The sequence below is a fragment of the Leucobacter sp. UT-8R-CII-1-4 genome (assembly GCF_030010235.1).
Lineage (GTDB): Bacteria > Actinomycetota > Actinomycetes > Actinomycetales > Microbacteriaceae > Leucobacter.
The window spans coordinates 409,438-433,670 of sequence record NZ_JASCRS010000001.1; the positions used below are offsets into that span (position 1 = coordinate 409,438).

The 24,233-nt window shown below is 59.2% G+C and carries 20 protein-coding genes; 6 read left to right on the forward strand and 14 right to left on the reverse strand.

The window, feature by feature from the left end:
• The first annotated feature begins 182 nt into the window (after positions 1-182).
• From QBL02_RS01810 to QBL02_RS01830, 5 genes are all read left to right on the forward strand, one after another.
• Positions 183-1,259: a thioredoxin domain-containing protein gene (locus QBL02_RS01810; RefSeq protein ID WP_282724642.1), complete on the forward strand. Its 1,077-nt coding sequence runs from the start codon at positions 183-185 to the stop codon at positions 1,257-1,259.
• 83 nt (positions 1,260-1,342) lie between these two features.
• Positions 1,343-2,488: an MFS transporter gene (locus QBL02_RS01815; protein WP_282724643.1), complete on the forward strand. Its 1,146-nt coding sequence runs from the start codon at positions 1,343-1,345 to the stop codon at positions 2,486-2,488.
• A 125-nt stretch (positions 2,489-2,613) separates the two neighbouring features.
• Positions 2,614-3,915 carry an aminotransferase class V-fold PLP-dependent enzyme gene (locus QBL02_RS01820; RefSeq protein WP_282724644.1) on the forward strand — a complete coding sequence of 434 codons (1,302 nt, stop codon included), beginning with the start codon at positions 2,614-2,616 and terminating at the stop codon, positions 3,913-3,915.
• On the forward strand, positions 3,912-4,388 hold the full coding sequence (gene sufU / locus QBL02_RS01825; protein ID WP_282724645.1) for a Fe-S cluster assembly sulfur transfer protein SufU: 477 nt from the start codon (positions 3,912-3,914) through the stop codon (positions 4,386-4,388). The genes QBL02_RS01820 and sufU overlap by 4 nt, the downstream gene beginning before the upstream one ends.
• A 204-nt stretch (positions 4,389-4,592) precedes the next feature.
• Positions 4,593-5,948: a DUF4192 family protein gene (locus tag QBL02_RS01830; protein ID WP_282724646.1), complete on the forward strand. Its 1,356-nt coding sequence runs from the start codon at positions 4,593-4,595 to the stop codon at positions 5,946-5,948.
• A gap of 81 nt (positions 5,949-6,029) precedes the next feature.
• Here the strand turns inward: QBL02_RS01830 and QBL02_RS01835 are convergent, their stop codons facing one another.
• From QBL02_RS01835 to QBL02_RS01865, 7 genes are all read right to left on the reverse strand, one after another.
• Complete coding sequence (locus QBL02_RS01835; protein WP_282724647.1) at positions 6,030-7,181, reverse strand: cysteine desulfurase family protein; 1,152 nt, start codon at positions 7,179-7,181, stop codon at positions 6,030-6,032.
• Between the two features lie 14 nt (positions 7,182-7,195).
• The gene (gene nadC, locus QBL02_RS01840; RefSeq protein ID WP_282724648.1) at positions 7,196-8,092 is read right to left on the reverse strand and encodes a carboxylating nicotinate-nucleotide diphosphorylase; all 897 of its coding nucleotides are present in this window, start codon (positions 8,090-8,092) and stop codon (positions 7,196-7,198) included.
• The gene (locus QBL02_RS01845; RefSeq protein WP_282724649.1) at positions 8,086-9,753 is read right to left on the reverse strand and encodes an FAD-binding protein; all 1,668 of its coding nucleotides are present in this window, start codon (positions 9,751-9,753) and stop codon (positions 8,086-8,088) included. Before QBL02_RS01845 ends, nadC begins: the two co-directional genes overlap by 7 nt.
• Positions 9,750-11,108 carry a quinolinate synthase NadA gene (gene nadA, locus QBL02_RS01850; protein WP_282724650.1) on the reverse strand — a complete coding sequence of 453 codons (1,359 nt, stop codon included), beginning with the start codon at positions 11,106-11,108 and terminating at the stop codon, positions 9,750-9,752. The genes QBL02_RS01845 and nadA overlap by 4 nt, the downstream gene beginning before the upstream one ends.
• Positions 11,105-11,890, reverse strand: coding sequence for an NUDIX domain-containing protein (locus QBL02_RS01855; RefSeq protein WP_282724651.1), 786 nt, complete (start codon positions 11,888-11,890; stop codon positions 11,105-11,107). Before QBL02_RS01855 ends, nadA begins: the two co-directional genes overlap by 4 nt.
• An 81-nt stretch (positions 11,891-11,971) precedes the next feature.
• A complete protein-coding gene (locus QBL02_RS01860) occupies positions 11,972-12,367 on the reverse strand; it encodes a CrcB family protein (RefSeq protein WP_282724652.1) in 396 nt (131 codons plus the stop codon).
• Positions 12,360-12,815 carry a CrcB family protein gene (locus tag QBL02_RS01865; protein ID WP_282724653.1) on the reverse strand — a complete coding sequence of 152 codons (456 nt, stop codon included), beginning with the start codon at positions 12,813-12,815 and terminating at the stop codon, positions 12,360-12,362. The genes QBL02_RS01860 and QBL02_RS01865 overlap by 8 nt, the downstream gene beginning before the upstream one ends.
• A gap of 240 nt (positions 12,816-13,055) precedes the next feature.
• Here QBL02_RS01865 and QBL02_RS01870 point away from each other — a divergent pair, with 240 nt between their 5' ends.
• On the forward strand, positions 13,056-14,744 hold the full coding sequence (locus tag QBL02_RS01870; protein WP_282724654.1) for a hypothetical protein: 1,689 nt from the start codon (positions 13,056-13,058) through the stop codon (positions 14,742-14,744).
• 74 nt (positions 14,745-14,818) lie between these two features.
• On the opposite strand, the gene QBL02_RS01875 is transcribed toward QBL02_RS01870, so the two are convergent.
• The 7 genes from QBL02_RS01875 to QBL02_RS01905 form a co-directional block, all read right to left on the reverse strand.
• A complete protein-coding gene (locus tag QBL02_RS01875; protein WP_282724655.1) occupies positions 14,819-16,507 on the reverse strand; it encodes an ABC transporter ATP-binding protein in 1,689 nt (562 codons plus the stop codon).
• Positions 16,504-17,487 carry an ABC transporter permease gene (locus QBL02_RS01880; RefSeq protein WP_282724656.1) on the reverse strand — a complete coding sequence of 328 codons (984 nt, stop codon included), beginning with the start codon at positions 17,485-17,487 and terminating at the stop codon, positions 16,504-16,506. Before QBL02_RS01880 ends, QBL02_RS01875 begins: the two co-directional genes overlap by 4 nt.
• Complete coding sequence (locus tag QBL02_RS01885) at positions 17,480-18,406, reverse strand: ABC transporter permease (RefSeq protein ID WP_282724657.1); 927 nt, start codon at positions 18,404-18,406, stop codon at positions 17,480-17,482. The genes QBL02_RS01880 and QBL02_RS01885 overlap by 8 nt, the downstream gene beginning before the upstream one ends.
• A gap of 185 nt (positions 18,407-18,591) precedes the next feature.
• Positions 18,592-20,196, reverse strand: a complete 1,605-nt coding sequence (locus QBL02_RS01890; protein ID WP_282724658.1) for an ABC transporter substrate-binding protein — start codon at positions 20,194-20,196, stop codon at positions 18,592-18,594.
• Between the two features lie 171 nt (positions 20,197-20,367).
• A complete protein-coding gene (locus tag QBL02_RS01895; protein ID WP_282724659.1) occupies positions 20,368-22,053 on the reverse strand; it encodes an ABC transporter ATP-binding protein in 1,686 nt (561 codons plus the stop codon).
• The gene (locus tag QBL02_RS01900; RefSeq protein WP_282725260.1) at positions 22,050-23,012 is read right to left on the reverse strand and encodes an ABC transporter permease; all 963 of its coding nucleotides are present in this window, start codon (positions 23,010-23,012) and stop codon (positions 22,050-22,052) included. The genes QBL02_RS01895 and QBL02_RS01900 overlap by 4 nt, the downstream gene beginning before the upstream one ends.
• A gap of 100 nt (positions 23,013-23,112) precedes the next feature.
• Complete coding sequence (locus tag QBL02_RS01905) at positions 23,113-24,192, reverse strand: ABC transporter permease (RefSeq protein ID WP_282724660.1); 1,080 nt, start codon at positions 24,190-24,192, stop codon at positions 23,113-23,115.
• Between the last annotated feature and the right edge of the window lie 41 nt (positions 24,193-24,233).

The window sequence follows — 24,233 nt, forward strand, 5'->3', positions numbered from 1 at the left end:
CCTTCGCGCCGCGAAGCCCTGCCCGAGGCCACACACATCAGTGAGAGTGACAAAAACATCACCAAGCCGCCGTTGCTCTCTGCGGTGTCTGCTCTTAACAGTCCACCTTTTTGTCATGGCGCTCGCACGAACACGGGTATTGCCCAGCTGGGCTCAGGTGATGGCCTGACAGAATAGGAGCCATGAGCGACGAGCAGCAGCAACCCGAACCGCAGTGGACACCGGTGGCCCCACCAAACCCCTATGCCGCTGAGCAGCAGGCGAAGCGCAGCAAAGCACTCGCGATTGCCGCGATGGCAGTCGGTCTCGTCGCGCTCTTGACCGTAGTGGTCTCGGTGGCCTACTTCAACGGTCCCGTCGCGATTGCGGGCGGCGTCCTCGGCTTGCTCGCCGTGGTGCTCGGTGTGACCGCGCTCGTGAAAAAGAGCGGCCCAACCGGTGCAAGCATTGCGGGTGTGGTTTCCGCCGCAGTCGCCGTTATCGGTGTCACCGTACTTTTTGGCGTCGGGGCTATCGCCAAGCCGGTCATTGATCCAGTCGAGGGAAGCGGCGAAGAGTGGACCCCAGAGACCGCCCCGAAGTCGCTCATCGATTGGCCCGAGAATATGGGTAGCGGCGGCGTGATCTTCGAAGGCCCTGGCGCTCCAATGCCGCGCGAGTCCGCACCGCTGGCAGCTGGCACTGCACCGCAGGCAAACCAGGTCGACCGCGCAGCGAGCAACGACATTCTGGTTTACGTTGACTACCGCTGCCCGCACTGCCTCGAATTCGAGAAGGCCAACTCCGAGTTTTTGAGCCAGGTGATGAACGACGGAAATACGAGTGTTGAGGTCGTTCCGCTGAGCTTCATGGATCGCTACAGCGAGGGCACGTACTACTCTTCTCGCGCATCTGGCGCACTCGCTTGCGTCGCTGAAAACCAGCCCGACGCTACCTGGGCAGTCCACAACGCCCTGCTCAGCCCGAAGCTGCAGCCTGCCGCTGGAGCCGGTCCAAACAATGACGATCTGATCGCTTCACTCGGCCTGGCCGCTGGTGAGCTCAATAGTGCTGCAGCAGCCTGCATCACAGATGAGAGCTACGTGCCTTTCGCACAGGCATTGACCGAGTGGGTATTCCAGAACCCGGTGCCCAATGCGCTCGATACAAATTTGCGGATCCAGGGCACCCCTACCGTTCTGGTGAACGGCGTTGTTTTCGAGGGTGACGCTGCAGACTCGGCCGCATTCCAGGCATTCTTCAAGGAGCAGGCGAACTGAAACCGCTCCTTCAACACACGGGCTTCGGCTACTTTCCGCTCGCGCTACTAGCGCGAGCGCCCTACGCGATGATGGTCGTCGGCGTGCTTACGCTCGCCGTGGCTGCCCGCGGCTCAGTCGAACTCGGCGGTATCACCTCGGCAACGGTCGGCCTGGGTGTTGCCTGCTTTGGTCCGCTGATCGGCGCGGCTGCCGACCGCTTCGGCCAGCGCCCAACTCTGCTCATTAGCGGCGCACTCAACAGTGTCGCACTTGGCGTGCTCGCCTGGGTTGCATTCAGTCCGCTGCCGAGCTGGGCGATGCTCATCGGTTCGTTTGTAGTCGGCGCAACCGCACCGCAGATTTCACCAATGTCTCGTTCGCGGCTGGTGATGATCGCGCAGACGAAACTGCCACGCGAACAACGCCCTCGCACCATTAACTCAACGCTCGCTTACGAGTCGGCCGCCGACGAGGTCGTGTTTGTTTTCGGCCCTGTGATCGTTGGCTTGCTGGCGACCTCGCTCGGCGCTTGGGCGCCAATCGCCGGCGCAGCAGTACTCACGCTGGTGTTTGTGACACTGTTTGCGATCCACCGCACCAGCCCACCTGCACGCTCGGCTGAGGCCGCCGCAACCGAGTTGGCTCCGGTCGCCGAATTGCGGCGCGCGCCACTTCTCGTAACCGTCTTCGGTATCTTCACCGTTGGGCTGTTTTTTGGTTCGATGCTCACGTCGCTGACCGCATTCATGCAGGATCGCGGCGCCCCTGAACAGGCCGGGCTACTGTACGGAGTCATGGGCGTTGGATCAGCGGTTCTCGCAATCGGAGTTGCCTGGTTCTCGCCGCGATTCACCCTGCGCTACCGCTGGCTGGCTTTCTCGACGTTGCTCGTCGCGGGAGCCTTGCTCTTGCAAACGGTGCGAGACGTACCGAGCATGGTGCTTTCACTCTCGGTGCTGGGTATTGGTATCGGGCCACTGCTTGTGACTCTCTATGGGTTTGGCGCGGCCCGCACCCCTGCCGGCCGTTCAGCGACCGTCATGACAATGCTGGGGTCCGGCGTGATCGTTGGCCAGTCTCTCGCGGCTGCTATCACGGGGATCGTCGCCGAATCGTTTGGTACCCAGGCTTCATTCTTGATTCCTTTGGTGTCGGTGGTGCTCGGTCTGCTTGGCGGTTTGGTGAACTGGAAGCTCACCCCCTCCGGGCAGCACCCCTCGGCGACAGGTAGTGTGCAGCTCCCCTAGTGTTTCGCCATCGGATTCGTGAGAACGGTTCGAGCCTGGTGATCCAGCGTACGAAAACAGGGGTGCTTCGCTGAGGGCGCAACCTTCGCCAGGCACTGCCGAGCACGAAGTGGGAGAATGGAACAATGTCGCTTGCACCTCTGACCACAGCCGATGCATTCTCGTTGCGCGCGGAGTTTCCGTATTTCGCGAATCCTCCGCTGAACGGCGGAGTGCCCGTTGCCTACCTAGACTCGGCAGCTACGTCGCAGCGCCCGCTGCGCGTGCTTGATACGGAGCGCTCATTTCTCGAACGTGATAATGCCGCTGTGCATCGCGGAACGAGCCAAGCTGTTGGCACGGCGACCGAGCGATTCGAATCGGCGCGGGCTGCTGTTGCAGACTTTGTGGGTGCGGCGACAGCTGAGCAAATTGTGTGGGCTGAGGGCGCAACCGATGCGCTCAACATTGTGGCACTCGGTATTGGCGAGGCGAACTCGGGTCTCGGCGTAGCCGGATCGGATCGTTTCGCACTCGGTACCGGAGATGAAATTCTGGTCACCGAAGCCGAGCATCACGCGAACCTCATTCCATGGCAGCGACTAGCCGCGAAAACCGGGGCGACCTTTAAGTACATTCCGGTGGATCAGCACGGCCTTTGGTCGCTCGACGCTGCGCGCGAGGCACTCAATTCACGCACCAAGATTTTTGCCTTTACTCACGTCTCAAATGTCACTGGCTTTGAGGCGCCAGTAGCCGAGCTTGTCGAATTGGCGCGAGCAGTTGGCGCAGTTACCGTGCTTGATGCGTGCCAGTCGGTGCCGCACATTGCCGTGAACTTTGAAGCACTCGGCGTCGATTTTGCCGCGTTCTCGGGTCATAAGGCGCTCGGCCCCAACGGTATCGGTGTGCTGTATGGGCGTTCAGAAATGCTTGATGCGCTGCCACCGGCCCGAACTGGCGGTAGCGCCATCACGAAGGTCACGATGGAGTCGGCACAGTTTATGCCGCCGCCGCTGCGTTTCGAGGCTGGCACTCAGCCAGTTTCGCAGGTGGTTGGTCTTGGCGAGGCTGTCGGCTTTTTGAGCGATATCGGTATGGATCGTTCAGCTGCTCGCGAGCACGAACTGGTGACGCGTCTCGTTGAGGGTGTGCTTGACACACCTGGGCTTCGCTTGCTCGGGCCGCAGGGCACCGAGGGTCGCGTTGCTCTTGCAGCTGTGTCGGTTGACGGGCTGCACGCACACGACGTTGGTCAGTATCTTGATGAGCAGGGCGTTCTTGTGCGGGTTGGTCACCACTGCGCGCAGCCACTTCATCGCGCACTCGGCATGGCTTCGAGCACTCGCGCGAGTGTGCATGTGACTACGACCGAAGAAGAGATTGATCGTTTTCTCGACGCGCTGCGCGGCGCACAGCGCTACTTTAAGACGGAGGTTGCCTCATGAGCGGGCTTGATTCCCTGTACCAAGAGGTCATTCTTGACCACTCGAAGCGCCCGGTGGGCAAGGGTGAGTTCTCTGCTCCGGACGGCACTTTTTCGGCTTCGCATCACGAGTTCAATCCCAGCTGCGGCGATGAGATCACCTTGAGCGTTGCGGTTTCACCCGAGACTGGAAAGATTGAGGTGCTCTCGTGGGAGGGCCAGGGCTGCTCGATTTCGATGGCTTCGGCGTCAGTGCTCTCACAGCTTGTTCGCGATGATTCGCTCACCCTTGAGCAGGCCAAAGAACGAATCGACGCGTTTCGCGAGATGATCCAGTCTCGCGGTGCGGTCGAGCCCGACGAAGAGCTGCTTGGCGATGCAGTCGCGCTGCAGGGTGTCTCAAAGTTTGTGATGCGTGTGAAGTGCGCGATGCTCGCTTGGGTTGCGCTCGAGGCTGATTTCAAGCAGATTGAAGCGGATCTAGCTGCCGCGTAACGGCTGAGTTTTTGGGTGGTCGAGCGTGTATTCGCTCGACCACTTTTTTGTGCGGCCTGGGTGAGGTCGAGGGTAGCGTGCGCCCACTATTTGGTGTCGCTACAAGCCAGCAACTCCTCGCTCACAAGCAAGAGTTTTCAATCTTTTGCCCGAGGAACTGTGCATAACCGGGTGCTCACCTCGGCAGAAGCAGAACATAGGTGCATGACACACACCGTTTTACGCTGCGATAGCGCGGCAGATTTGATTGCTGTGATTCCGCGGCTTACCGGTTTCACCGATCACAACAGCGTCTTCTTGATGCTCTTTCAAGGGAAACGTGGCAATCGCGTGCTCCGGTTCTCCCTCCCCGAAGAAGACAGTGCGGCCGCCAGCGAAGCCCTTGCCGAGGGCTTGGTCTCGCTGCTGGTCGATAGCGGTGCAGGGGCAGCCACTCCTGCCATAGTGATTCGCACGGAGCGAAGTTTCACTTCGGGTGACGCACACCCATGGCAACATCTCACCAAACAATTGCAGCTGAGATTGCGTCGGGAAGGCCTGCGACTTCGCGAGTTTGCGCTTGTTGCTGCCGATGGTTGGTGCGAACTGCTCGGCAAGTCAGCGGGCCTTCGGCGGCAACTCAGCGAACTCGATGAAAGCAAATTCTCGCAGAGCCCAGACGACAAGAGTGCGTTGTCGCCCACATCGGTTTCTCATACGACGACTTCTGCACCGCTCACACTTGAGAGTCTTGCTTCGCTGCCCCCGGCATCGTCCGAACGCGCTGCCACTATTGCAAAGCACCTGCACACTCTTCGCGCGGGCCAGCCTCATTTGCCCTCAGACGAGTCGACCGCACTGCAGCAAATTCGGCGAGTCGCGCGGGCCTCAGATTCATGCTTCCGCGCTGTCGACGGTTCGGGGAGCGGGCTCGCCACGAGCCCCTCGATTCGAGAAGGCACTCCCGCTGGATCGCCCACACATTGGCCTTCTGGAACGGCTGAGCTTGCACGCCTCATTCACGCTGCACAACACGGTGCCTCCTGGCTGGTGGTCGCGCTTACCGCCCTGACGAGAGCGGAGTTTGTGGCAAGTGTGACAGCGGAACTCGGTTCATCTAGGCTCTCTGCCTTGGCGCTGCTTGATAATCAGAACGTTGAACCAGGCACACCCGCAGATTGGAGCGCAGAGTCGCTGCTGCGTTCGCTTGCCTATGAACTGCCCGAGCGCAATCGCCTGCTCTCGGTGATCGAAGTGTTTCGTGACGCAGCCGCACACTCGCCTGAGCACTACCGCAGAGCCGTACTTGCTCTTCTAGCGTGGGCCTGGTGGTTACTTGGTCTACAGTCGGTAGCCGCGCAGATCCTTGAGCCAGTCAAAAACACCCTCAACGACAGCGCAGAACCCGCAAAATCTCTAGAAACCAGCGCAGAACCCGCAAAACCTTTAGAAACTGCAGAATGCGCAGACCATGCAGCTGAGCTGGTGCTGCTGGTGCAACGTCTCATTGTTTCGCCACCGCAGGCACATTTGAATCAGCTCAAACAACAATTCTCAGGTGCAAAACGAGAGGCCGCATAAGCCAAGCGGTGAAACCGGTGAGCCCGTTGAACTCTCGATCGGACCGCACACACAGTGAGCGAGCGCAGCCCCGGCGGGGCGCTATCTGCCCCGCACTTCAGAGACGAGCACCGACACGATTCGCTCAACCAGCTCATCGCTGAGCGGTTGAAACAGTGTGAAGCGTAGCGCAGTCTGCGCAAGCTCTGCACTGAGCCCCATCGCCAAGAGCGCAGGCGACGGCTCATCTTTGCCGGCGGCACAGGCCGAACCAGAAGACGCGGCAACACCGGCCGCATCAAGTGCGACCAGCAGCGATTCACCGCTCACACCCGCCACTACAAACGACGCATGCCCGGGTAGCCGCTCAGCAGCATCGCCGGTGAGTTCCGCGCCGGGCACTTCGGCGAGCACGCGCGCAATCAACGCGTCACGAGACTGCGCAAGCGCAAGCGCACGCGATCCAAGGCGAACACTTGTTGCGGTCACTGCCGCAGCAAAACCTGCAATACCTGCTACGTTCTGTGTGCCCGAGCGATGGCCGAACTCTTGCCCCCCGCCGTACAGTAAGGGCTCGATCGGAGTCCCTGCCCGAAGCAGCAAAGCACCAACCCCCTGAGGTCCACCAAATTTGTGGCTCGCAATCGTCATTGCGTCGACGGCACCGGGCCAAGCGTCAACCGCAAACGAAACAGGCAGTGAAGCCGCAGCCTGCACGGCATCGGTGTGCACCAATGCGCCAACGTGATGAGCCAGAGCAATCACCTCCGGTACCGGTTGCACGGTGCCGATCTCAGCGTTTGCGAGGCCGAGAGTGACGAGCGTGGTGTTTTCACGCAGCAGCGCCTGAACTGCCTCGGGGCGCATCAGCCCCGCGGCACCAACCGGCACCTGCTGCACTTCAAAACCGAATACTCGCTCAAGCATCGCGCAAGCCTCTAACACCGACGGGTGTTCAAGCGCAGAAGTGAGAATGTGCCTGCCCCTGGGGTGTGCAAGCGCAAGACCAATGACAGCAAGATTGTTCGCTTCGGTTCCTCCCGAAGTGAAAATGACCTCACTTTCGCGCGCGCCAAAAAACTTGGAGATCGTTCGGCGTGCAGCCGTCAGGTGCGCTTCGGCGCGGTGCCCAAAAGCGTGCACGCTCGACGGATTGCCCGGGCCCTCGTCGAGCACCTCAAGCATTGCTGCACGAGCCTCCGGCCGCAGCGGCGCAGTTGCCGCAGCGTCAAGGTAGCCTTCAAATTGCGACATGACATCCCAACTATTTAGGCGCCAGCCGAGGCGATGGCTGCAGCATTCGATCGCCCCGTCGCATCAACCGCATCGAGGCCCAGATCAAGGGCGGTCACTCCGTGCGTGATCCGGCCCACCGAGATGACATCAACGCCCGTCGCAGCAATCGCGGCAACAGTGTCAAGATTCACTCCCCCACTGGCTTCGCAGACAGCACGACCCCCAACCAGGGCGACACCCTGAGCAAGTTCGTCAAGCGTAAAATTGTCGAGCAGCACTCCTGTGACATTCGCCGACAGCACCGCTTCGAGCTGTGTGAGGCGATCCACCTCGACAATAATTGACGTGGTATGACCAGCCCGTGCACGCAAGTTACGTAGTGCCTCAGTGAGTTCGGGCCCGTCGGTCGCCCCAAGCGCAACCAGGTGATTGTCTTTCACCATGATCGCGTCGCTCAAGCCAAAACGATGATTGCTGCCACCGCCCGCACGCACCGCATGCTTTTCGAGTGCACGCAGACCGGGCGTGGTCTTTCGGGTATCAGCAATTGCAGCTGTTGTGCCGTGCACAGCTGCCACATACTGTGCGGTAAGCGTTGCGATACCGCTCATTCGCTGCGCAAAGTTCAGAGCGATTCGCTCAGCCGTAAGAATCCCGCGAGCGGGGCCAGAAATTACAGCCAAGGTTTCACCCGCAGAAAATGTATGACCCTCTGGCACCAGATCGTTTACCGTGATTCGTGGATCCACCTGCCGGAAGGCCTCAACAACGAGTGGGCCACCGGCGAACACGCCCGGCTCGCGAGCGTTGAAGAGAGCAGTAAATTCGCTCTCGGCGGCGATCGTTAGCTCAGCCGTGAGGTCACCCCACGGTGAATCTTCTTGCAGCGCGGCACGTACAGCCTCAGCAACAATGTGGGTGGTCAGCATACGCTTGCGCTCCTTGACGTGGTATTCGGTGCGTAGTTCACTGCGGTGGATCGCCGTGCCCATCCCTGACGAGTGGCCTGGGCAGGGTCAGTCTCAGGGAAGTCAGCCCTCTGGTGCGCGCCACGAGACTCGGTGCGCGCGAGCGCGGCAGCGGCCATCATGCTCACGAGTTCTGCTGCCATGCCATCGTGCAGCTCTGCGAGTTTCGCGACTGCGGAAATACCGGTCGCTTCTCGTTCGATGCCGAGGCCGGCGCTCATGGCTGTCGCGAGTTCAGCACCCTCATCGTTCTGAAGGTCGCTCTCTGCAAAATCTGGCCGCATGGGCAATTGCGCTGCGTGCGAGACGAGGTTGGTCATGCCCTCGCCGTCGAAGCTCCACTCGTGCTGGCCTAAAGGCCGTGTTTGCCGAGCAGAGCTGTTTGACCATTTGAGGGCCGCGCGCGCGGCACGCGTACCAAACACTAAACCCTCGAGCAGCGAATTTGAGGCCAATCGATTTGCCCCGTGCACACCAGTGCAGGCAACCTCACCGGCAGCAAAAAGCCCCGGCACGCTTGTGCGACCGTGAAGGTCCGTGGCGACTCCACCCATCGTGTAGTGGGCAGCAGGAGCAACCGGTACAGCCTCACGGGCCCAGTCGATCCCACGTTCTTGCAGCTGGCGGGTAATCAGCGGAAAACGGCGCGCGAGCGTGCCGCCACCGCTCAGCCGCTCGATTTCGGTGGCATCAAGCCACACCTGCTTGGCTCCGCTGCCGCGCATGTTGCGGTAGACCGTGCGTGAAACAACATCGCGAGGCGCAAGCTCTGCGGCTTCGTGGGCAGCTGTCATAAAGCGCTCCCCCGTTTCGTCGCGCAGCACCGCGCCAGCTCCGCGCACGGCTTCTGAAATCAGAAAACCTGTTCCGGCCAGCACGGTCGGGTGAAACTGCACATATTCGAGGTCGGCGACCACCGCGCCGAGGCGTGCTGCGAGCACAATGCCCTCTCCTCGCGCACCGGCGTGATTTGAAGACTCGCTGTAGAGCGAAGCGTAGCCGCCGCTCGCGAGCACCACGTTGTCGGCCCGCACCGCGCTCAGCTGCCCATCGAAACTGCGCAGGACTGCGCCCGAAACCACTCCGGCGTCACCAAGTAGCGAGACAACTTGAGCGCGCTCAGTGAGTTGCACCCGGCCAGCGGCGACGAGGGCCAGCACAGCCTCACACAGATATCGGTGCAGTGCTGCGCCGCTTTGGTCCTCACCCGCATGCACAATGCGTGGCCTGCTGTGTGCCGCTTCGAGCCCCAGGGCAACTTCGCCCGAGGCTGTTCGATCCACCGCGAAACCAGAAGTAATGTGCGCCCGCACAATCGCTGCGCCCTCAGCCGCCAGCACCCTTGCAGCGCGCGGGTCTACCAGGCCCACTCCCGCTGCAACGGTATCTGTCGCGTGCAGTTGGGCACTATCGGTGTCGCCGAGGGCGGCAGCGATGCCTCCCTGTGCGAGTGCGGTATTGCCGCCACCGAGCGCGACTGCCTCGGCCAGGCCTGCGCCACTGGGCGCAGCAGCATCGACGCGCAGCACGCCCGGGGTCACCAGCATCACTTCAGCACCAAGTGCCGCAGCTTCGAGTGCGGTAGAGAGTCCAGCAACTCCCGCGCCGATCACGAGCATCATGGTTTTGCAGCGAGCATTCGTTCTAGTGCGACTCGCGATTCTTCGGCAACTGAACCGTCAACCACGATTCGGTTTGGTGTCTCGCCCCGCACCAGCGATTCCAGGGTCCAGGCCAGGTAGGCGGGGTGAATGCGGTACATCGTGCTGCACGGGCAGACCACTGGGTCGAGACAGAAGATGGTGAGGTCTGGGCGCTGCTGTTGCAGCCGGTTCACCAAGTTGATTTCGGTGCCGATCGCAAGCACGTCCCCGGGCAGCGCCGCTTCAACTTCTTTGCGAATGTACTCGGTTGAGCCCGCACCATCTGCTGCGTCGACGACAGCGGCTGGGCATTCCGGGTGCACAATCACTCGAACGCCTGGGTGCTCTGCCCGAGCGCGCTCAATCTGTTCTACGGTGAATCGTTTGTGTACCGAGCAGAAACCGTTCCAAAGAATTACCTTTGCGTCTTGAATTTCTTCTGCGGTGTTTCCGCCAAGGGGCAGGTGCGGACGCCAAAGCGGCATTTCGGCTTCGGTTATCCCCATCGCCTTTGCGGTGTTTCGACCTAGATGCTGGTCCGGGAAGAACACTACGCGCTGTCCACGTTCGAATGCCCACTCGAGCACGGTGTGGGCGTTTGATGAGGTGCAGACGATTCCGCCGTTGCGGCCACAGAATGCCTTGATTGCGGCCGAAGAGTTCATATAGGTGACCGGAATCACGGCTTGCAGGCCGTCAGCGGTGCGCCCCTCTGCGTCGCTTTCGCCGGAGGCAACGAGTGATGCGGTGAGCTCTGTCCAGCATTGCTCGACCTGGTCAATCGTTGCCATGTCTGCCATTGAACAGCCAGCGGCAAGGTTTGGCAGTATCACAGCCTGGTTCGGCGCAGAGAGTATGTCCGCTGTTTCGGCCATGAAGTGCACCCCGCAAAAGACAAATGATTCTGCCTCTGGGTGCTGTTTCGCTGCTTGCGCGAGCATAAACGAGTCGCCTACGAAGTCGGCATACTTCACGATTTCGTCGCGCTGGTAGAAGTGACCAAGAATCTGCACACGGCTGCCGAGTTCTTTTTTGGCGGCGAGGATCCACTGATCCAGTTGCTCGTCACTCGCTTTGGTGTATCGCTCCGGCAACGCGCCTTGGCGGGGGGCTGCGCTTGGCACTGCGTCTTCAACTGAGGCTCCGGGGCCGTACCCGGGGTCTCGGTCAATCGCCCACGGATCTTTTACCAGACCCGAGTCGCAGCTTGAGAGCCCGGTCGCACGCAACACAATCGGCTTTCGGTGTGCGGGTGTGTGCTCTGCTGGTGCCTGCTCGTCAGTCGCTGCTTCGGCCGCAGCGGTACGGCGGATGAGTTCTGCGACGCTAGTCATTTGTTGCTCCTGTATGCACTCGTTTGCGAGTCTGGGTTTTGGTCTGGGCTACCGGCGAAACGGTAGAGAGCTGCTGGTCGGTGTCTGTCGCCACTCGTTCGTTCTCCGGTACTGATGAGGTAGCCGCGTGAGAGGGCCTGTCTTCGGAAGTTCGCGGGATCAACCGTCTCGCCAAGGATCGCTTCGCGTACCTCGCGCAGTTGCGCGAGGGTGAACTGATTGCCAAGAAAGTGAAACGCGACTGTCGAGTAGGCAGTTTTGCTTCGTAGCCTGTCGAGCGCGTAGGCAACGATGTCTGCGTGATCGAAGGCCAACTCTGGCAGCTCATCGGCTGAGAACCAGGCCACGTTGAGGTCTTCTTCAAGCTGATCGGGTGTTTCGCCTGCCGGTGCGCTCAGTTCATTTTCGCCATAGAGCGCCCAGTAGGCGATGGTGACCAGGCGTTGCGCTTCGGCTGAGCGCTCAATCGCGCCGAAGCTATAGAGCTGTTCTAGATAGCCGGGATCGCTTTGTGTTGCCGCCCGCAGTGTGCGTAGCGCCGTGTCAACGAGTGTCTCGTTCCAAGGAATTGGCCCTCCGGGGAGCGCCCACTGTTCTGCGAACGGCGGCCTGATTCGCCGCACGAGCGGGAGCCAGAGTGTGGCTTCAGCACCGGCTGCCACTGCGGTGGCGGGGCCAAGTCTCGCGCCTTCTGGCGGGCGCAAGGCGAAAGCGACCGTTGAGACTGCAACGGCGGGCGGCAGCAGCCGACGCTCGCTCACACTCATGCTGCGATAGCTCATCAGGTGGTCCCTTTTTTAAGAGTTAAAGTCACTGTGACTCTAAGTACACAAACACCAGTTTACACCCGAACAGCTGACTGACTAATTTACGAGGATTTTCCCAAGCCAGAAGCCAAGTCCCGCCAACACAATCGCGAACAACATCTGGCCCGGCCCGTTTGCAAGCGCCGCAATCGGGCGGCCCCTCCGCAGCAGCCGCACCGTATCCACGCTCGCGGTACTGAATGTGGTGTACCCACCAAGCAGACCGATGCCAAACACCGTAACAATCTGCCCACTATTCGAAGCCAGACCAGTGAGCAGACCAATCATGAGCGACCCGCTCAGGTTCACGAGCAAGATCCCCAGCGGGAAGGGCGATCCAGCGACCTTGCGCGCAACGCGTGCCATGACGGCACCATCGACCACAAAACGCAGCGCAGCGCCGATCCCACCTGCTACGGCAGCAAACAGCATTATGAGCACTGGATCAAACATCGTCTCCCCCGCCGCTCGGTTGCGACCCACCTCGACCCCGAGTTCTCACGCCACACAAGATACCGCCCCAGCTCGCAAGCGCACCTAAGACGATTGTGACGAGCGGATACGTCACGGCAAGCCAAACTGCTTCGTCACTCAGCATCAGCACAACACCCTGAGCGATCGCGCTATAGGTAGTGAAACCACCCAGAAAACCCGTGCCCAGCAACAGCCTCATGTTTTGATTTCGACGAGGCTCGTCGCCACTCACGGCGAGCCGCTCAAGCAAGCAACCGAGTAAAAATGCGCCAACAATGTTTGCGAGAAAAACCGCAAGCGGCACACCTGCCACCACTGGAACCACCGGCATTAACATTTCTCGCGTGAACACGCCTGCTGCTCCGCCAACGAACACGAGAGCAATCAGACTCGGCCGCAGGTAGGCGGGAGTTTGCTGCTGCTTCACCCCTCTATTCTTGCGCACCCAGGCGATTTCATCCCGTAGCGCCACTATCCACAGTCGACAACATTTTGAATTGTTGAAGATAAACAAGAGACACCCCCGAAGTGATGTTGAAATTGGACAACCGTGAGAATCGTTTTAGCTTTGCTGACATTTAGCTGAAAATCGCAGCTACGACCTTTGTCCACCGAGCGTTCCCGGCAATGGAGCCAGAAACGCGGGCACGATCACACGGAGTTCTCAATGTCGAGTACACACACCCACGAACACGGCTTAGGAGTGAAAATCGCAATCGGCGTGCTCGCTCTCTTGCTCGCCTCGATCCTCGCACTGTTCTACATCACGCACTCGGGAGTCGCCTCGGGCGCAGGCAAACTTGCCAGCGGCACTGGCCAAGCAAGCGTCGGCGCGACCGACCTTGCAGCTGGCGCACAAAAGCTTGATTCTGGTGCAAGCGACCTGGCCGTGGGCACACAAAAGCTCAACAGCGGCGCGGTAACGGCAGACGCCGGCGCAGCGCGACTCTCAAGCGGGTCCGACTCGCTCAGCACCGGTGCCGCAACGCTCGCCGAAGGCACCGGCTCACTCGCCTCGGGCAGCTACGAACTCGCCGAAGGAGCAGCAAAGCTTTCACAGGGCGCTGGATCGGCAGCCTCAGGCGCAGGTGATCTCCACGCAGGCGCGAACAAGCTCAATGGTGGCGCACAAGACTTGAAAGCAGGCGCCGCTGAACTGAGCGCCGGCGCAAGTGATCTGAAGAACGGTCTCACCTCAGCTTTCGTTGGCGGAAACCAAATCGCCACCGGCCTGCGCACAGAGGGCACAGCAATGTTGAGTGCCTCAGCAGCTAGTTTCAACGGCGGCATACAGCAAATAGCAGCCGGGGCGGCTCAGCTCGACGGTGGCATCTCGCAGCTGGCCGATGGCGCAGCGAACCTTGATGCCGGTCTCAACGGCTTCGTGAGCAACGGTACGGGCCAAGACCTCGACACCCTCGTTGCGTTGATCAACCAGCTCGACCCAGCGGCACCCGACGCAACACAGGTGGCGCAGATTCAGGCCCTCGCGGGCGGCCTGCGTGCCGGTGCTGACAACCTGCTCGCAGGCAGCGGAGAGCTGAGTGCGGGGTTAAACGGCGACGGCACCGCAGACAATCCAGGAGCCAAGGGCGCGGCCCAAACCATTTCCTTTAAGCTCTCAAGCGAGGGCCCACTTGGCGAAGGTGCTGTGAATCTCGCAGCAGGCGCCACGGATCTCGACGCTAACATGGCGAAGTACCTGCATGGCGGCATTTTTAAAGATGCCAACGACAAAGATGTCGCTTGGCCAGGCACCGCAACCCTCACGATCAGCAACTCGACCGGGAACGCAGCAACCGACAAGAGCTTGCCCCTGCTCGGAGCCGCAAAACTTGAAGCCGGCGCAGCAAAACTCTCAGGCGGAACAGGCACCCTGAAAAACGGCACTCAAGACCTCGTAAACGGTGCGTCAAAGCTCGCTACGGGCAATGGCGAACTCGCAGCGGGCGCTGGATCCCTCAACGCTGGTGTGCAAAAGCTCAGCTCGGGAGCTACCGACCTCAACACCGGCGCACAGAGTCTCGCTGAGGGGGCTAGCACCCTCAATATTGGAGTCACCTCACTCTCAAGCGGCATTTCAACGCTGAAGGGTGGAGCAAGCGAGCTGAACTCTGGCGCCGGCAAACTCTCGTCCGGTGCTTCAGACCTTGCTGAGGGCGCAGACAAGCTCGCCTCGGGCAGCGAAGAAGTGAACAACGGAGCTGGCACCCTTGCGGCAGCAAGCGCAGGCATAACTCCGATGACGCTGCCCTGGGTCTTCGGTATCGGCCTCATCGGTCTGATCGGCCTTGCCGCCTGGACGATCCACCGAGTGCGCCACGCACAGCGCCATGACGGGCTTGAAGAGCTCTAGCAAGCTACCCGTCAAGAAATAAGAAGTGGGGCTGCAGTTCATTTGAACTGCACCCCCACATCTTGATCCAGCGATTACTTCGCGAGTTCGATGCTTCGACCGGGGATAGCGTCAAGCAGATTGCGGGTGTACTGCTGCTGAGGGTTCTCAAACACCTCATCAGTCGTCGCCTGCTCGACGATCTTGCCCTGTTGCATCACACAGACACGGTCAGCGATCAAACGCACCACAGCGAGATCGTGCGTAATGAAGAGGTAGGTCAGGCCAAGATCGCGCTGCAGCTCGGCAAGCAGATCAAGGATCTGTGCCTGCACCAGCACGTCAAGCGCCGAAACAGCCTCGTCAAGCACCAGAATCTCTGGCTTCAGTGCGAGACCACGAGCTACCGCCACACGCTGACGTTGACCACCCGAAAGCTCATTCGGGTAGCGAGTCGCAAGCTCACGCGGCAGCGCCACCTGATCAAGCAGCTCAAGCACGCGCTCACGTCGGCTGGCCCGATCCCCAATGTTGTGAATGTTCAGCGGCTCCATGATGGTATTGCCAATGTTCACGAGCGGATCAAGCGAACCGTAGGGGTCTTGGAAGACCGGCTGCAGCTTGCTACGCAACTTAAAGAGTTCGCTACCACTGAGCTTTGAGGTGTCTTTACCGTCGATACGGATCGTACCCGCGGTCGGCTTCTCAAGCTGCAGCACCATCTTGGCAATTGTTGACTTGCCAGAACCTGACTCACCAACAAGCGCCATGGTTTCACCGCGACGAATCGAGAAAGTCGCGTCGTTGACCGCGACAAAATCTTCGCTACCAAAGTTGCCCTTGCGCAGCTTATAGACCTTGCGGAGCCCCTCGACCTCGATCACCGGCGCGCCCTTGGCGTTTTCGTCTGCACGCACCAAATCAGAAACGTCAAATGACGAGGTTGGTGCAGCAGGCAAATCAGCAGTGCTGCCAATGCGACGAGACGCGAGGCTTGGCGCAGCCGAAACCAATCGCTTGGTGTACGGGTGCTGTGGGTTCTGCAGAATCTCGCGACTTGGGCCCGATTCAACAATGTTGCCTCGGTACATCACAACGAGCTTCTCAGCACGCTCGGCAGCAAGGCCAAGGTCGTGGGTGATGAAGACTACCGCCGTACCCATTTCGCCGGTCAGCTTTGCGAGATGATCAAGCACCACCCGCTGCACCGTCACATCAAGAGCCGAAGTTGGCTCGTCAGCAATCAGCAGCTGCGGGTTCGCCGAAAGACCGATACCGATCAGAGCACGCTGCTTCATACCACCAGAGAACTGGTGCGGATACTGACGCATACGCTTTTCGGCGTCTTGCAGACCAGCCTGCTCCAGCACCTCAACGGCGCGCTTCTTCACCTCGGCACGAGACTTCGCGACACCATTCGCTTTGATAGCTTCTTCGACCTGGAATCCGACCGACCACACAGGGTTCAGGTTCGACATTGGATCTTGCGGAACAAGACCAATCTCGCGACCACGGATCGTCTCCATTGCACGACGGCCGATGCCCACCAGCTCCGTACCGTTCCAGTTCACCGATCCATCGGTGATCTTTCCGGTGCCTGGCAGCAGGTTAATCACGGCATGCATCATCGTGGACTTGCCAGAACCTGACTCGCCCACAATTGCTACGGTTTCGCCCGGGAAAACCTCAAGGTCAACTCCGTGCAGCACCTGCTTGTAATTCTTGTCAGTCTTGAACGCAACCTTCAGGTCACGAACACTGAGCAGTGGCTTACGTTCGCTCATCGACGTGCCCTCGCTTTCGGATCGAGTGCATCGCGAACAACTTCACCAAGCAAGATAAAACCAAGCACGGTAACAGTCAGCGCGAGCGATGGGTAAATCAGCGGCATTGGATCCGTACGCAGTGAAAGCTGCGCCGAGCTAATGTCGTTACCCCAACTGATGAATTCTCCCGGAGGCAAACCGACGCCGAGGAACGAAAGAGTAGCCTCAGCCACAATCGCCGAAGACAGCGACAGCGTGGTCACAACGATCGCAGGCGCCATCGCGTTTGGCAACACGTGACGCACCAGTGTTGAGAATCGTGAAAGCCCAAGCGACTCAGCCGCCATAACGAAGTCGGCGTTCTTCACTCGAAGAATTTCACTTCGCACGATTCTCGCAGTGATCGGCCAAGAGAAGCCACCAATCGCGAATGCAATCACCAGCGGATTACGGTGCTCCGACATCACGCTCATCACGACAACAGCCGCGAGGATGTAAGGAATCGAGAAGAAGATGTCACCAGCGCGCGAAAGCACGGTGTCAACAACGCCACCGAAGAAGCCTGCGAGGGCACCCATAATCGTGCCCACAACAAAGGTGATGAAGACAACAATCAGGCCAACCGAGACCGAGGTAGAGGTACCGTACAGAATGCGTGAGTAAACATCACAGCCCTGCTTGTTGTACCCGAGTGGGTGGCCAACGCCTGGCGCCCCATTCGAGTTCGTAAGCGAGCAGGCACGGGGATCCACCTGGGTAAACCAGCCTGGGAACAACGCGACAAGAGCCACCACGAGAATAATTGCGGCAGAGATCCAGAACATTGGCCGGCTGCGCATATCGCGCCAAGCATCAAGCCAGAGGTTGGACTTCTTCTCCTTGACCTGCACCGCATCAACAGCGGCGACAGGGGTCTCCTCAAATGAGGCGACGAAGTGCGGGATCCGAGCGGAACCGAGGTTCTCGCTCACGTTCTTTGGTTCAGTCGACTCAGGCATAACGAATCCTCGGATCGAGTACGGCATAGAGCAGGTCAACGACCAGGTTCACGCCGAGGTAAATAAGCACCATGATGGTCACGAACGAAACAACAGTCGCGTTCTCACCCTTCAGGATGGCGTTAAAGAGCACGTTACCGACGCCAGGAACGTTGAAGATACCCTCGGTCACCGTTGCGCCAACCATCAGGATGCCGAAATCGGTGGCGGTGTTAGTGATCGTCGGGATCAGCGAGTTACGCAGCACGTGTACGGGAACAACGCGGCTGCGGCTGAGGCCCTTTGCATAGGCAGTACGAACAAAGTCCTGGTTCAACGTGTCGATCACAGACGCACGAGTGAGTCGCATACTCGTGGCGTACAGACTGATACCCAGCACGATCGCCGGCAACAGCAGGTCTTGCACGGGAGCTCCGGCACCCACTGTCGGCTTAAACCAGCCAAGTTTGAGGCCGAGACCGAACTGAGCGATGAACGCGATCACGAAGATTGGGATACTCATGAAGAGCAGACCGATGATCAGGTTGATGTTGTCGAACAACTTGCCCTTGCGCAGGCCCGAGAAGAGGCCGATCACGATAGCAAGCACGAGCTCAATGGCAATCGCCATCGCAGCGAGCTTGATCGTGACAGGGAAGGTTCGAGAAAGGATCTGCGAAACCGGTTCACCAGAGAAGCTGATGCCAAAGTCGCCGACGAAAATGCCCTTCAAGTACAGCAGGTACTGAATGATGAACGGCTGATCAAGGTGATACTGCTCGCGAACCCGCTCAAGCACTGCTGCGCTCGGCTGCTTATCGCCGAACATCGCGGCGATAGGGTCGCCTGGCATGGCAAACACCATGAAGTAAATAAGGAAGGTGGTGCCCAGCAGGACTGGAACCACTTGAAGTACCCGGAAAAGGATGTATCTCAACAAGAGCTACTCCTCCCCTGCACTGAATGAGTAAACATGTTGCGTATTCTCTCGCACTTTTGGAGCGCACGCACCTTGACCGCTGTGTCAGGTGCGGTGCGGGGGTTGGAACCCCGCGTTGTGACGGATCACGTCAGCAAACGGGGCAAGGCCCCGAGCGGTGACACCCGGGGCCTTGAAGAAGTAAATTACTTCTTGACGATCTCGTTGAAGATCGGCACTGAGTTCCAGCCAAAGGCGACGTTCGAAACGCCCTCGCTGTGGCCGCCGGTCGCACCCTGGTACCAGAGTGGGATCGATGGCATGTCCTCGAGGAGGATCTCCTGAGCTGCCTGGAGCTTCGCGATCGACTCATCGTGATCGCTGGTCTGTACAGCTTCGGTGAGCAGCGTGTCGAATGCTGGGTTTGCGTAGAAACCGTGGTTCGAGCTTGCGCCGGTCGAGTACAGAGGCTGCAGGAAGTTGTACGCACCTGGGTAGTCAGCCTGCCAGCCCGAACGGAATGGCCCGCCAACTACGTCATTCTCACGATCGTCGAGGAATGCAGCAAAGGTTGGGTACAGCTTTGGAGCTGCGGTGATACCGAGGTTGTTCGACCACTGGTTTGCAACAGCTTCGATCCAGACCTGGTGTGGGCCGTCCGAGTTGGTTGCAACCTCAAGGGTGCCCTCGAATGGGCTGATAGCGTCGGCCTCAGCCCACAGCTTCTTTGCCTCTTCAGGGTTGAACGAGAGCTTCTCGACACCCTTCAGGTCTTCCTTGTAGCCATCAACAACTGGCGAAGTGAAGTCCTTCGCAGCAACGTTGGTGCCCTCGAAGATCACGTCGATGATCTCGTCGCGGTCAGTTGCCATCGACAGAGCTGCACGACGGAGCTTGCCCTCTTCACCGGTGAAGTGCTCGAGGTTCTCCGAGATGGTCAGCGTGGTGATGAGCGCGCCAGCCTGGTTGATCGCACGATCGCCCAGTTCCTTCTGGAAGACACCGAATGAAGTGTCTGGAATCTGGTCGAGCACGTCGAGGTTGTTTGCGAGCAGGTCGGTGTAAGCAGCGTCAAGCGTTGCGTATACCTTGAACTCGATGCCCTCGTTCTTGACCTCGCGAGGACCGACGTAAGTGTCGTTCTTCACCAGGCTGATCGACTCATCGTGCTTCCAAGCGTTGTCGCTTGCAAACTTGTAGAGACCGTTGCCAACTGGGTTCTGGCCGAATGCCTTCATGTCCTCGAAAGCAACATCTGGCAGCGGGTAGTACGCCGAGTAGCCAAGGCGGTCCGGGAAGTCCGGGGTTGCCTTGATGGTGAAGGTAAGGTCATCAACAACGACCAGACCCGACATTGCCGGGTTTGGATCGGTCTCGTTGAAGCCCTCAATGTCTGCGAAGAATGCCTGGTTGCCCAGTGCGTTCTCAACGTTTGCCGCGTAGTTCCACGCGTCAACGAAGTTGTGAGCCAGAACCTTGGTACCGTCGCTGAACACAGCGTCGTCGCGCAGCTTCACAGTCCAAGTAGTGCCGTCTTCAGATTCGATCGACTCTGCAACACCCATCTGCGATGATCCGTCTGCAGCGTAGTAGACGAGACCTTCCCACATAGCGTCAACAACCTTGCCGCCACCAACCTCGGTGGTATCGGCAGGAATGAGGCCCTTCTGGGGCTCGGTTGCATTAACGGTGATAATGCCATTGCCAGCTCCGCCGCTGTCGCCATTGTTGCCCGATGCGCAACCGGCGAGAGCCAGGGAACCCGCAGCGGCGAGGGCGATAAAGCCCAGACCGACCCGTGATCGCTTCACTGATCTTCCTCCTTGTTTTTCCACTTGCCCCAAGAAAACTGAATTCTTGGTGTCGTGGAGATGGAATCAAACACACTTAGCCTAGCTTTTCCGGTACATCTGTCTCGCGCCAATTGTGCAGACGCAACAGAATCGTGACAATACGCGCGCGGGCAGATAGTCGAGTATCAACTACCCTGAAACCGCGTTTCGCCAGAGCTCTCTACGAATAGCCTGTTCAGCCGGGTCTGGAACCGGCAACGAGGCCAACAATCGCTGAGTGTACGGGTGCTCAGGTGAGCCAAGCACCTGCTCACTTGTGCCCACTTCAACGAGCTCTCCCCGCAGCAACACGCCGACCCGATCGGCCAGCGCATCAACAACGGCGAGGTCGTGAGTAATAAAGAGCGAAGCGAAGCCGAGCTCTCGCTGCAACTCGGCGAAAAGTTCGAGCACCCTTGCTTGCACCGACACATCGAGCGCACTGGTTGGCTCGTCTGCAATGAGCAATTTCGGGTCAAGTGCGAGCCCACGCGCCAACGAAGCACGCTGACGTTGACCACCGGAAAGCTCATGCGGGTAACGGTTGCCATAGCTAGCCGGCAATTGCACCGCTTCAAGCAATTCGTCTACTCGAGTTTTTGCCTCGTCAACGCTTCTGACAACACCGTGCACAATCAGTGGCTCAGCGACACACTCGGCAATAGTGAAGCGCGGATTAAAGCTTGTCGCTGGATCCTGGAACACAAAGCCGATATCGCGCCGCACCGAACGGAACTTTCGTTCTTTGAAACCAAGCATCTCGACACCGAGCACACTCAGCGAACCGGCACTCACCGGGGTAAGACCCGCGATTGCCCGCCCGATCGTCGATTTACCCGAACCAGATTCACCAACAAGCCCAAGCACCTCGCCAGCGCCGATTTCGAAATCGATGCCCTGAATCGCTTTGAAGCCAGGCTTGCCGAGCCTGCCGGGGTACTCAATCTCGAGGCCTCTAGCCTGCACAAGAGGCGGGGTCGCCGGCCGTGCAGCTCGCTCTTCAGCACGCGTTTTGGCTCGGGCACGCCCCTCCCCGCCCAGCTTCGGCACCGCAGCGAGCAGGTCTCGGGTGTAAGCCTCGCGCGGCGAAGAGAAGAGTTCGGTGGCAGAGGATCGCTCAACGACTTTGCCCTGATACATCACCGCAACCTCATCGGCGAGGTCTGCCACCACACCCATGTTGTGGGTGATCAGCATGATCGACGCACCAAACTCGTCGCGGCACTGCCGCAGCAGATCAAGGATCTCTGCTTGCACGGTGACGTCAAGCGCAGTCGTCGGCTCGTCGGCCACGATGAGTCCGGGATTCAGCGATAGCGCCATCGCGATGACTACGCGTTGCTTCTGGCCGCCAGAGAGTTGGTGCGGATAGGAATCTACCCGCGCCTCAGGTTCGGGGATTCCGACCTTGCGCAGCATGTCAATTGCTTGAACTCGCGCCTCTTTCTTGCTGATCTTCTGGTGCGCTCGCAGCCCCTCAGCGATCTGCCACCCAACCGGGTACACCGGGTTCAACGCTGTTGATGCCTCTTGAAACACCATTGCAACGTCGCGTCCGCGTACGGCACGAAGCTGCGCAGGGCTGAGACTGAGAATATCGTGCGCCTCACCGTTTGCGCGGTTGGAGAGCAGCACAACGCCCCGCGTTACTGCCGTCTCAGGTAAGAGACCGAGCACTGTTTTTGCGGTCACCGTTTTGCCTGAGCCGGACTCGCCGACCACGGCAAGCACACTCTTTGGGGCGACCTCAAGCGAAACCTGGTCAACGGCTTTGACCGGTCCGCGGTCAGTGGAAAAGGTGACTTCAAGGTCACGAATATCGAGCACGTGATTCATCGTGTGCCCTCCTGTTCGGGAGTATCGGGAGCGCTGGGCACAGAGGTGGAGCTGACTCGACCGCTCCCCACTTTTGCCCGTTTGCGCAGCCGAAGACGAGGATCGGAAAGATCGTTCAGACTCTCACCGGTCAGAGTCAGACCGGTCACGATCAGCACAATCGCAAGACCCGGCCAGAGCGCAGTCCACCAGATTCCGCTGGTGACATCGGCAACAGCCTTGTTGAGGTCGTACCCCCACTCAGCAGCCGAGTTCGGCTCAATACCGAATCCCAAAAAGCCAAGCCCTGCCAGGGTCAGAATTGCTTCGGAAGCGTTCAGCGTGAATACCAACGGTAGTGACCTGGTTGAGTTGCGGAACACGTGCTGGAACATGATGCGCCAGTGCGACGCTCCAATGACACGGGCCGACTCAACGAATGCCTCCGATTTCACACGGATCACTTCGCTGCGCACAACACGCAAATACTGCGGAATGAACACCACGGTAATCGAGAGCGCTGCCGACCAGATACCACCCCAAAGGCTAGATTGGCCGCCAGAAATCATGATTGACATCACAATGGCGAGCAACAGAGATGGGAAGGCATAAATTGCATCAGCAATCATCACGAACACCCGATCAACCCAGCCGCCGAGATAACCAGAGATCAGGCCAAGCAGCGAGCCGAGGAAGATCGAACTCACCACAGCAATCACGATCACCAAGAGCGCGGTACGAGAGCCCCAGATAACACGCGAAAGCACGTCGTAGCCTGCGACCGTCGTGCCAAATGGATGCGCGGCGGACGGAGCCGAACGTGAACCGAAATCACCGTCGGGGCCCGACAACTGGTTGAACTCGTACGGGGCAATCAGCGGAGCAAAAATTGCCATCAGCACAAAGAGCACAATCAGACTGAGACCGGCGATCAGCATGCCTCGCTGCAGGCCAACAGATTGGCGCAATTGACTAATCAGTGGCCACGCCCGCCAGCCGCGCGGTTCGGCGTCGGGTGATCCAGCGTTGAAGCCGCCGCGAAGCGCGATAGCTACTGTCGAAGTATTAGGTTTTGACACGTTAGTACCTCACTCGCGGATCAATCACAGCGGCAAGCATGTCGACGATGAAGTTGCTAATGGCAACAATCACCGCGAGCAGTGCCACAATGCCCTGCACCGCAATAAAATCGCGCGCGCTTAGATAATGAGCAAGTTGGAAACCGAGCCCCTTCCATTCGAAGGTTGTCTCGGTGAGCACGGCACCGGCAAGTAGCAGCGCAATCTGCATTCCAATCACAGTGACGATCGGAATAAGGGCCGGCCGGTATGCGTGCTTGGTGACCAGTCGATACTCGCTCACTCCGCGCGAGCGACCCGAATCGACGTACTCTTGGCCGAGCGTGCCGATCATATTGGTGCGGACCAAGCGCAAGAAGACTCCGGCAGTCATAAGTCCCAGCGTGAGAGCCGGCAAAATTGCGTGCATCAGCACGTCGCCAACAGCTTCGGCACTACCGAGGCGGAACGCATCAATCAGGTAGAAGCCTGACGGGTTTGGCAACATCTGTATTTGCAGTTCGGTACCGATTGAGGCGCGACCGCTGGTTGGCAACCAGCCAAGCCACACACCGAAAATCAGCTTCATCAGCAAGCCCGAGAAAAACACGGGAGTGGCATAGGTGAAAATTGCGAAGATACGCAGCGCTGCGTCTGGTCCACGATCACGGTAGTACGCAGCCAACATTCCAAGCGGAATGCCAACGATAAACGCAACAATCAGCGTGAAGAAGGCGAGCTCTAGCGTCGCCGAACCAAAGGTGAGCAGCACCTCTGTCACCGGGCGGTGGTCGCTGATTGTGGTGCCGAAGTTGCCAGTGAAAATCTGACCAAGGTATTCGAAATACTGCACGATCACTGGCCGGTCATAACCAGCTTCGTGAATACGTTTTGCGATTTCGTCTGGCGGGAGTTTTCCGCCGATGGATGCGGTGATCGGGTCACCAATGGTACGCATCAAGATGAATACCATGGTGACAAGGATGAACACCGTGGGGATCACGAGCAGTGCACGCCACAGCACGTAGCGGCCAAAACTGCCGCTAGTGCGACGTTTTTTGGCGCCAGGAGCCGGCGTGAGCGTCGGGGTATCAGTAGTCATAAGCACAAAGACGAACAGGGAGAAGACCAGCCGGCCTTCTC

Bases quoted from the DNA above. Each gene is read 5' to 3' on its own strand.
- QBL02_RS01810 (WP_282724642.1), top strand. From the start codon at position 183: ATGAGCGACGAGCAGCAGCAACCCGAACCGCAGTGGACACCGGTGGCC.
- QBL02_RS01820 (WP_282724644.1), top strand. From the start codon at position 2,614: ATGTCGCTTGCACCTCTGACCACAGCCGATGCATTCTCGTTGCGCGCG.
- sufU (WP_282724645.1), top strand. From the start codon at position 3,912: ATGAGCGGGCTTGATTCCCTGTACCAAGAGGTCATTCTTGACCACTCG.
- QBL02_RS01830 (WP_282724646.1), top strand. From the start codon at position 4,593: ATGACACACACCGTTTTACGCTGCGATAGCGCGGCAGATTTGATTGCT.
- QBL02_RS01835 (WP_282724647.1), bottom strand. From the start codon at position 7,181: ATGTCGCAATTTGAAGGCTACCTTGACGCTGCGGCAACTGCGCCGCTG.
- nadC (WP_282724648.1), bottom strand. From the start codon at position 8,092: ATGCTGACCACCCACATTGTTGCTGAGGCTGTACGTGCCGCGCTGCAA.
- QBL02_RS01845 (WP_282724649.1), bottom strand. From the start codon at position 9,753: ATGATGCTCGTGATCGGCGCGGGAGTTGCTGGACTCTCTACCGCACTC.
- nadA (WP_282724650.1), bottom strand. From the start codon at position 11,108: ATGACTAGCGTCGCAGAACTCATCCGCCGTACCGCTGCGGCCGAAGCA.
- QBL02_RS01855 (WP_282724651.1), bottom strand. From the start codon at position 11,890: ATGAGCTATCGCAGCATGAGTGTGAGCGAGCGTCGGCTGCTGCCGCCC.
- QBL02_RS01860 (WP_282724652.1), bottom strand. From the start codon at position 12,367: ATGTTTGATCCAGTGCTCATAATGCTGTTTGCTGCCGTAGCAGGTGGG.
- QBL02_RS01870 (WP_282724654.1), top strand. From the start codon at position 13,056: ATGTCGAGTACACACACCCACGAACACGGCTTAGGAGTGAAAATCGCA.
- QBL02_RS01875 (WP_282724655.1), bottom strand. From the start codon at position 16,507: ATGAGCGAACGTAAGCCACTGCTCAGTGTTCGTGACCTGAAGGTTGCG.
- QBL02_RS01880 (WP_282724656.1), bottom strand. From the start codon at position 17,487: ATGCCTGAGTCGACTGAACCAAAGAACGTGAGCGAGAACCTCGGTTCC.
- QBL02_RS01895 (WP_282724659.1), bottom strand. From the start codon at position 22,053: ATGAATCACGTGCTCGATATTCGTGACCTTGAAGTCACCTTTTCCACT.
- QBL02_RS01905 (WP_282724660.1), bottom strand. From the start codon at position 24,192: ATGACTACTGATACCCCGACGCTCACGCCGGCTCCTGGCGCCAAAAAA.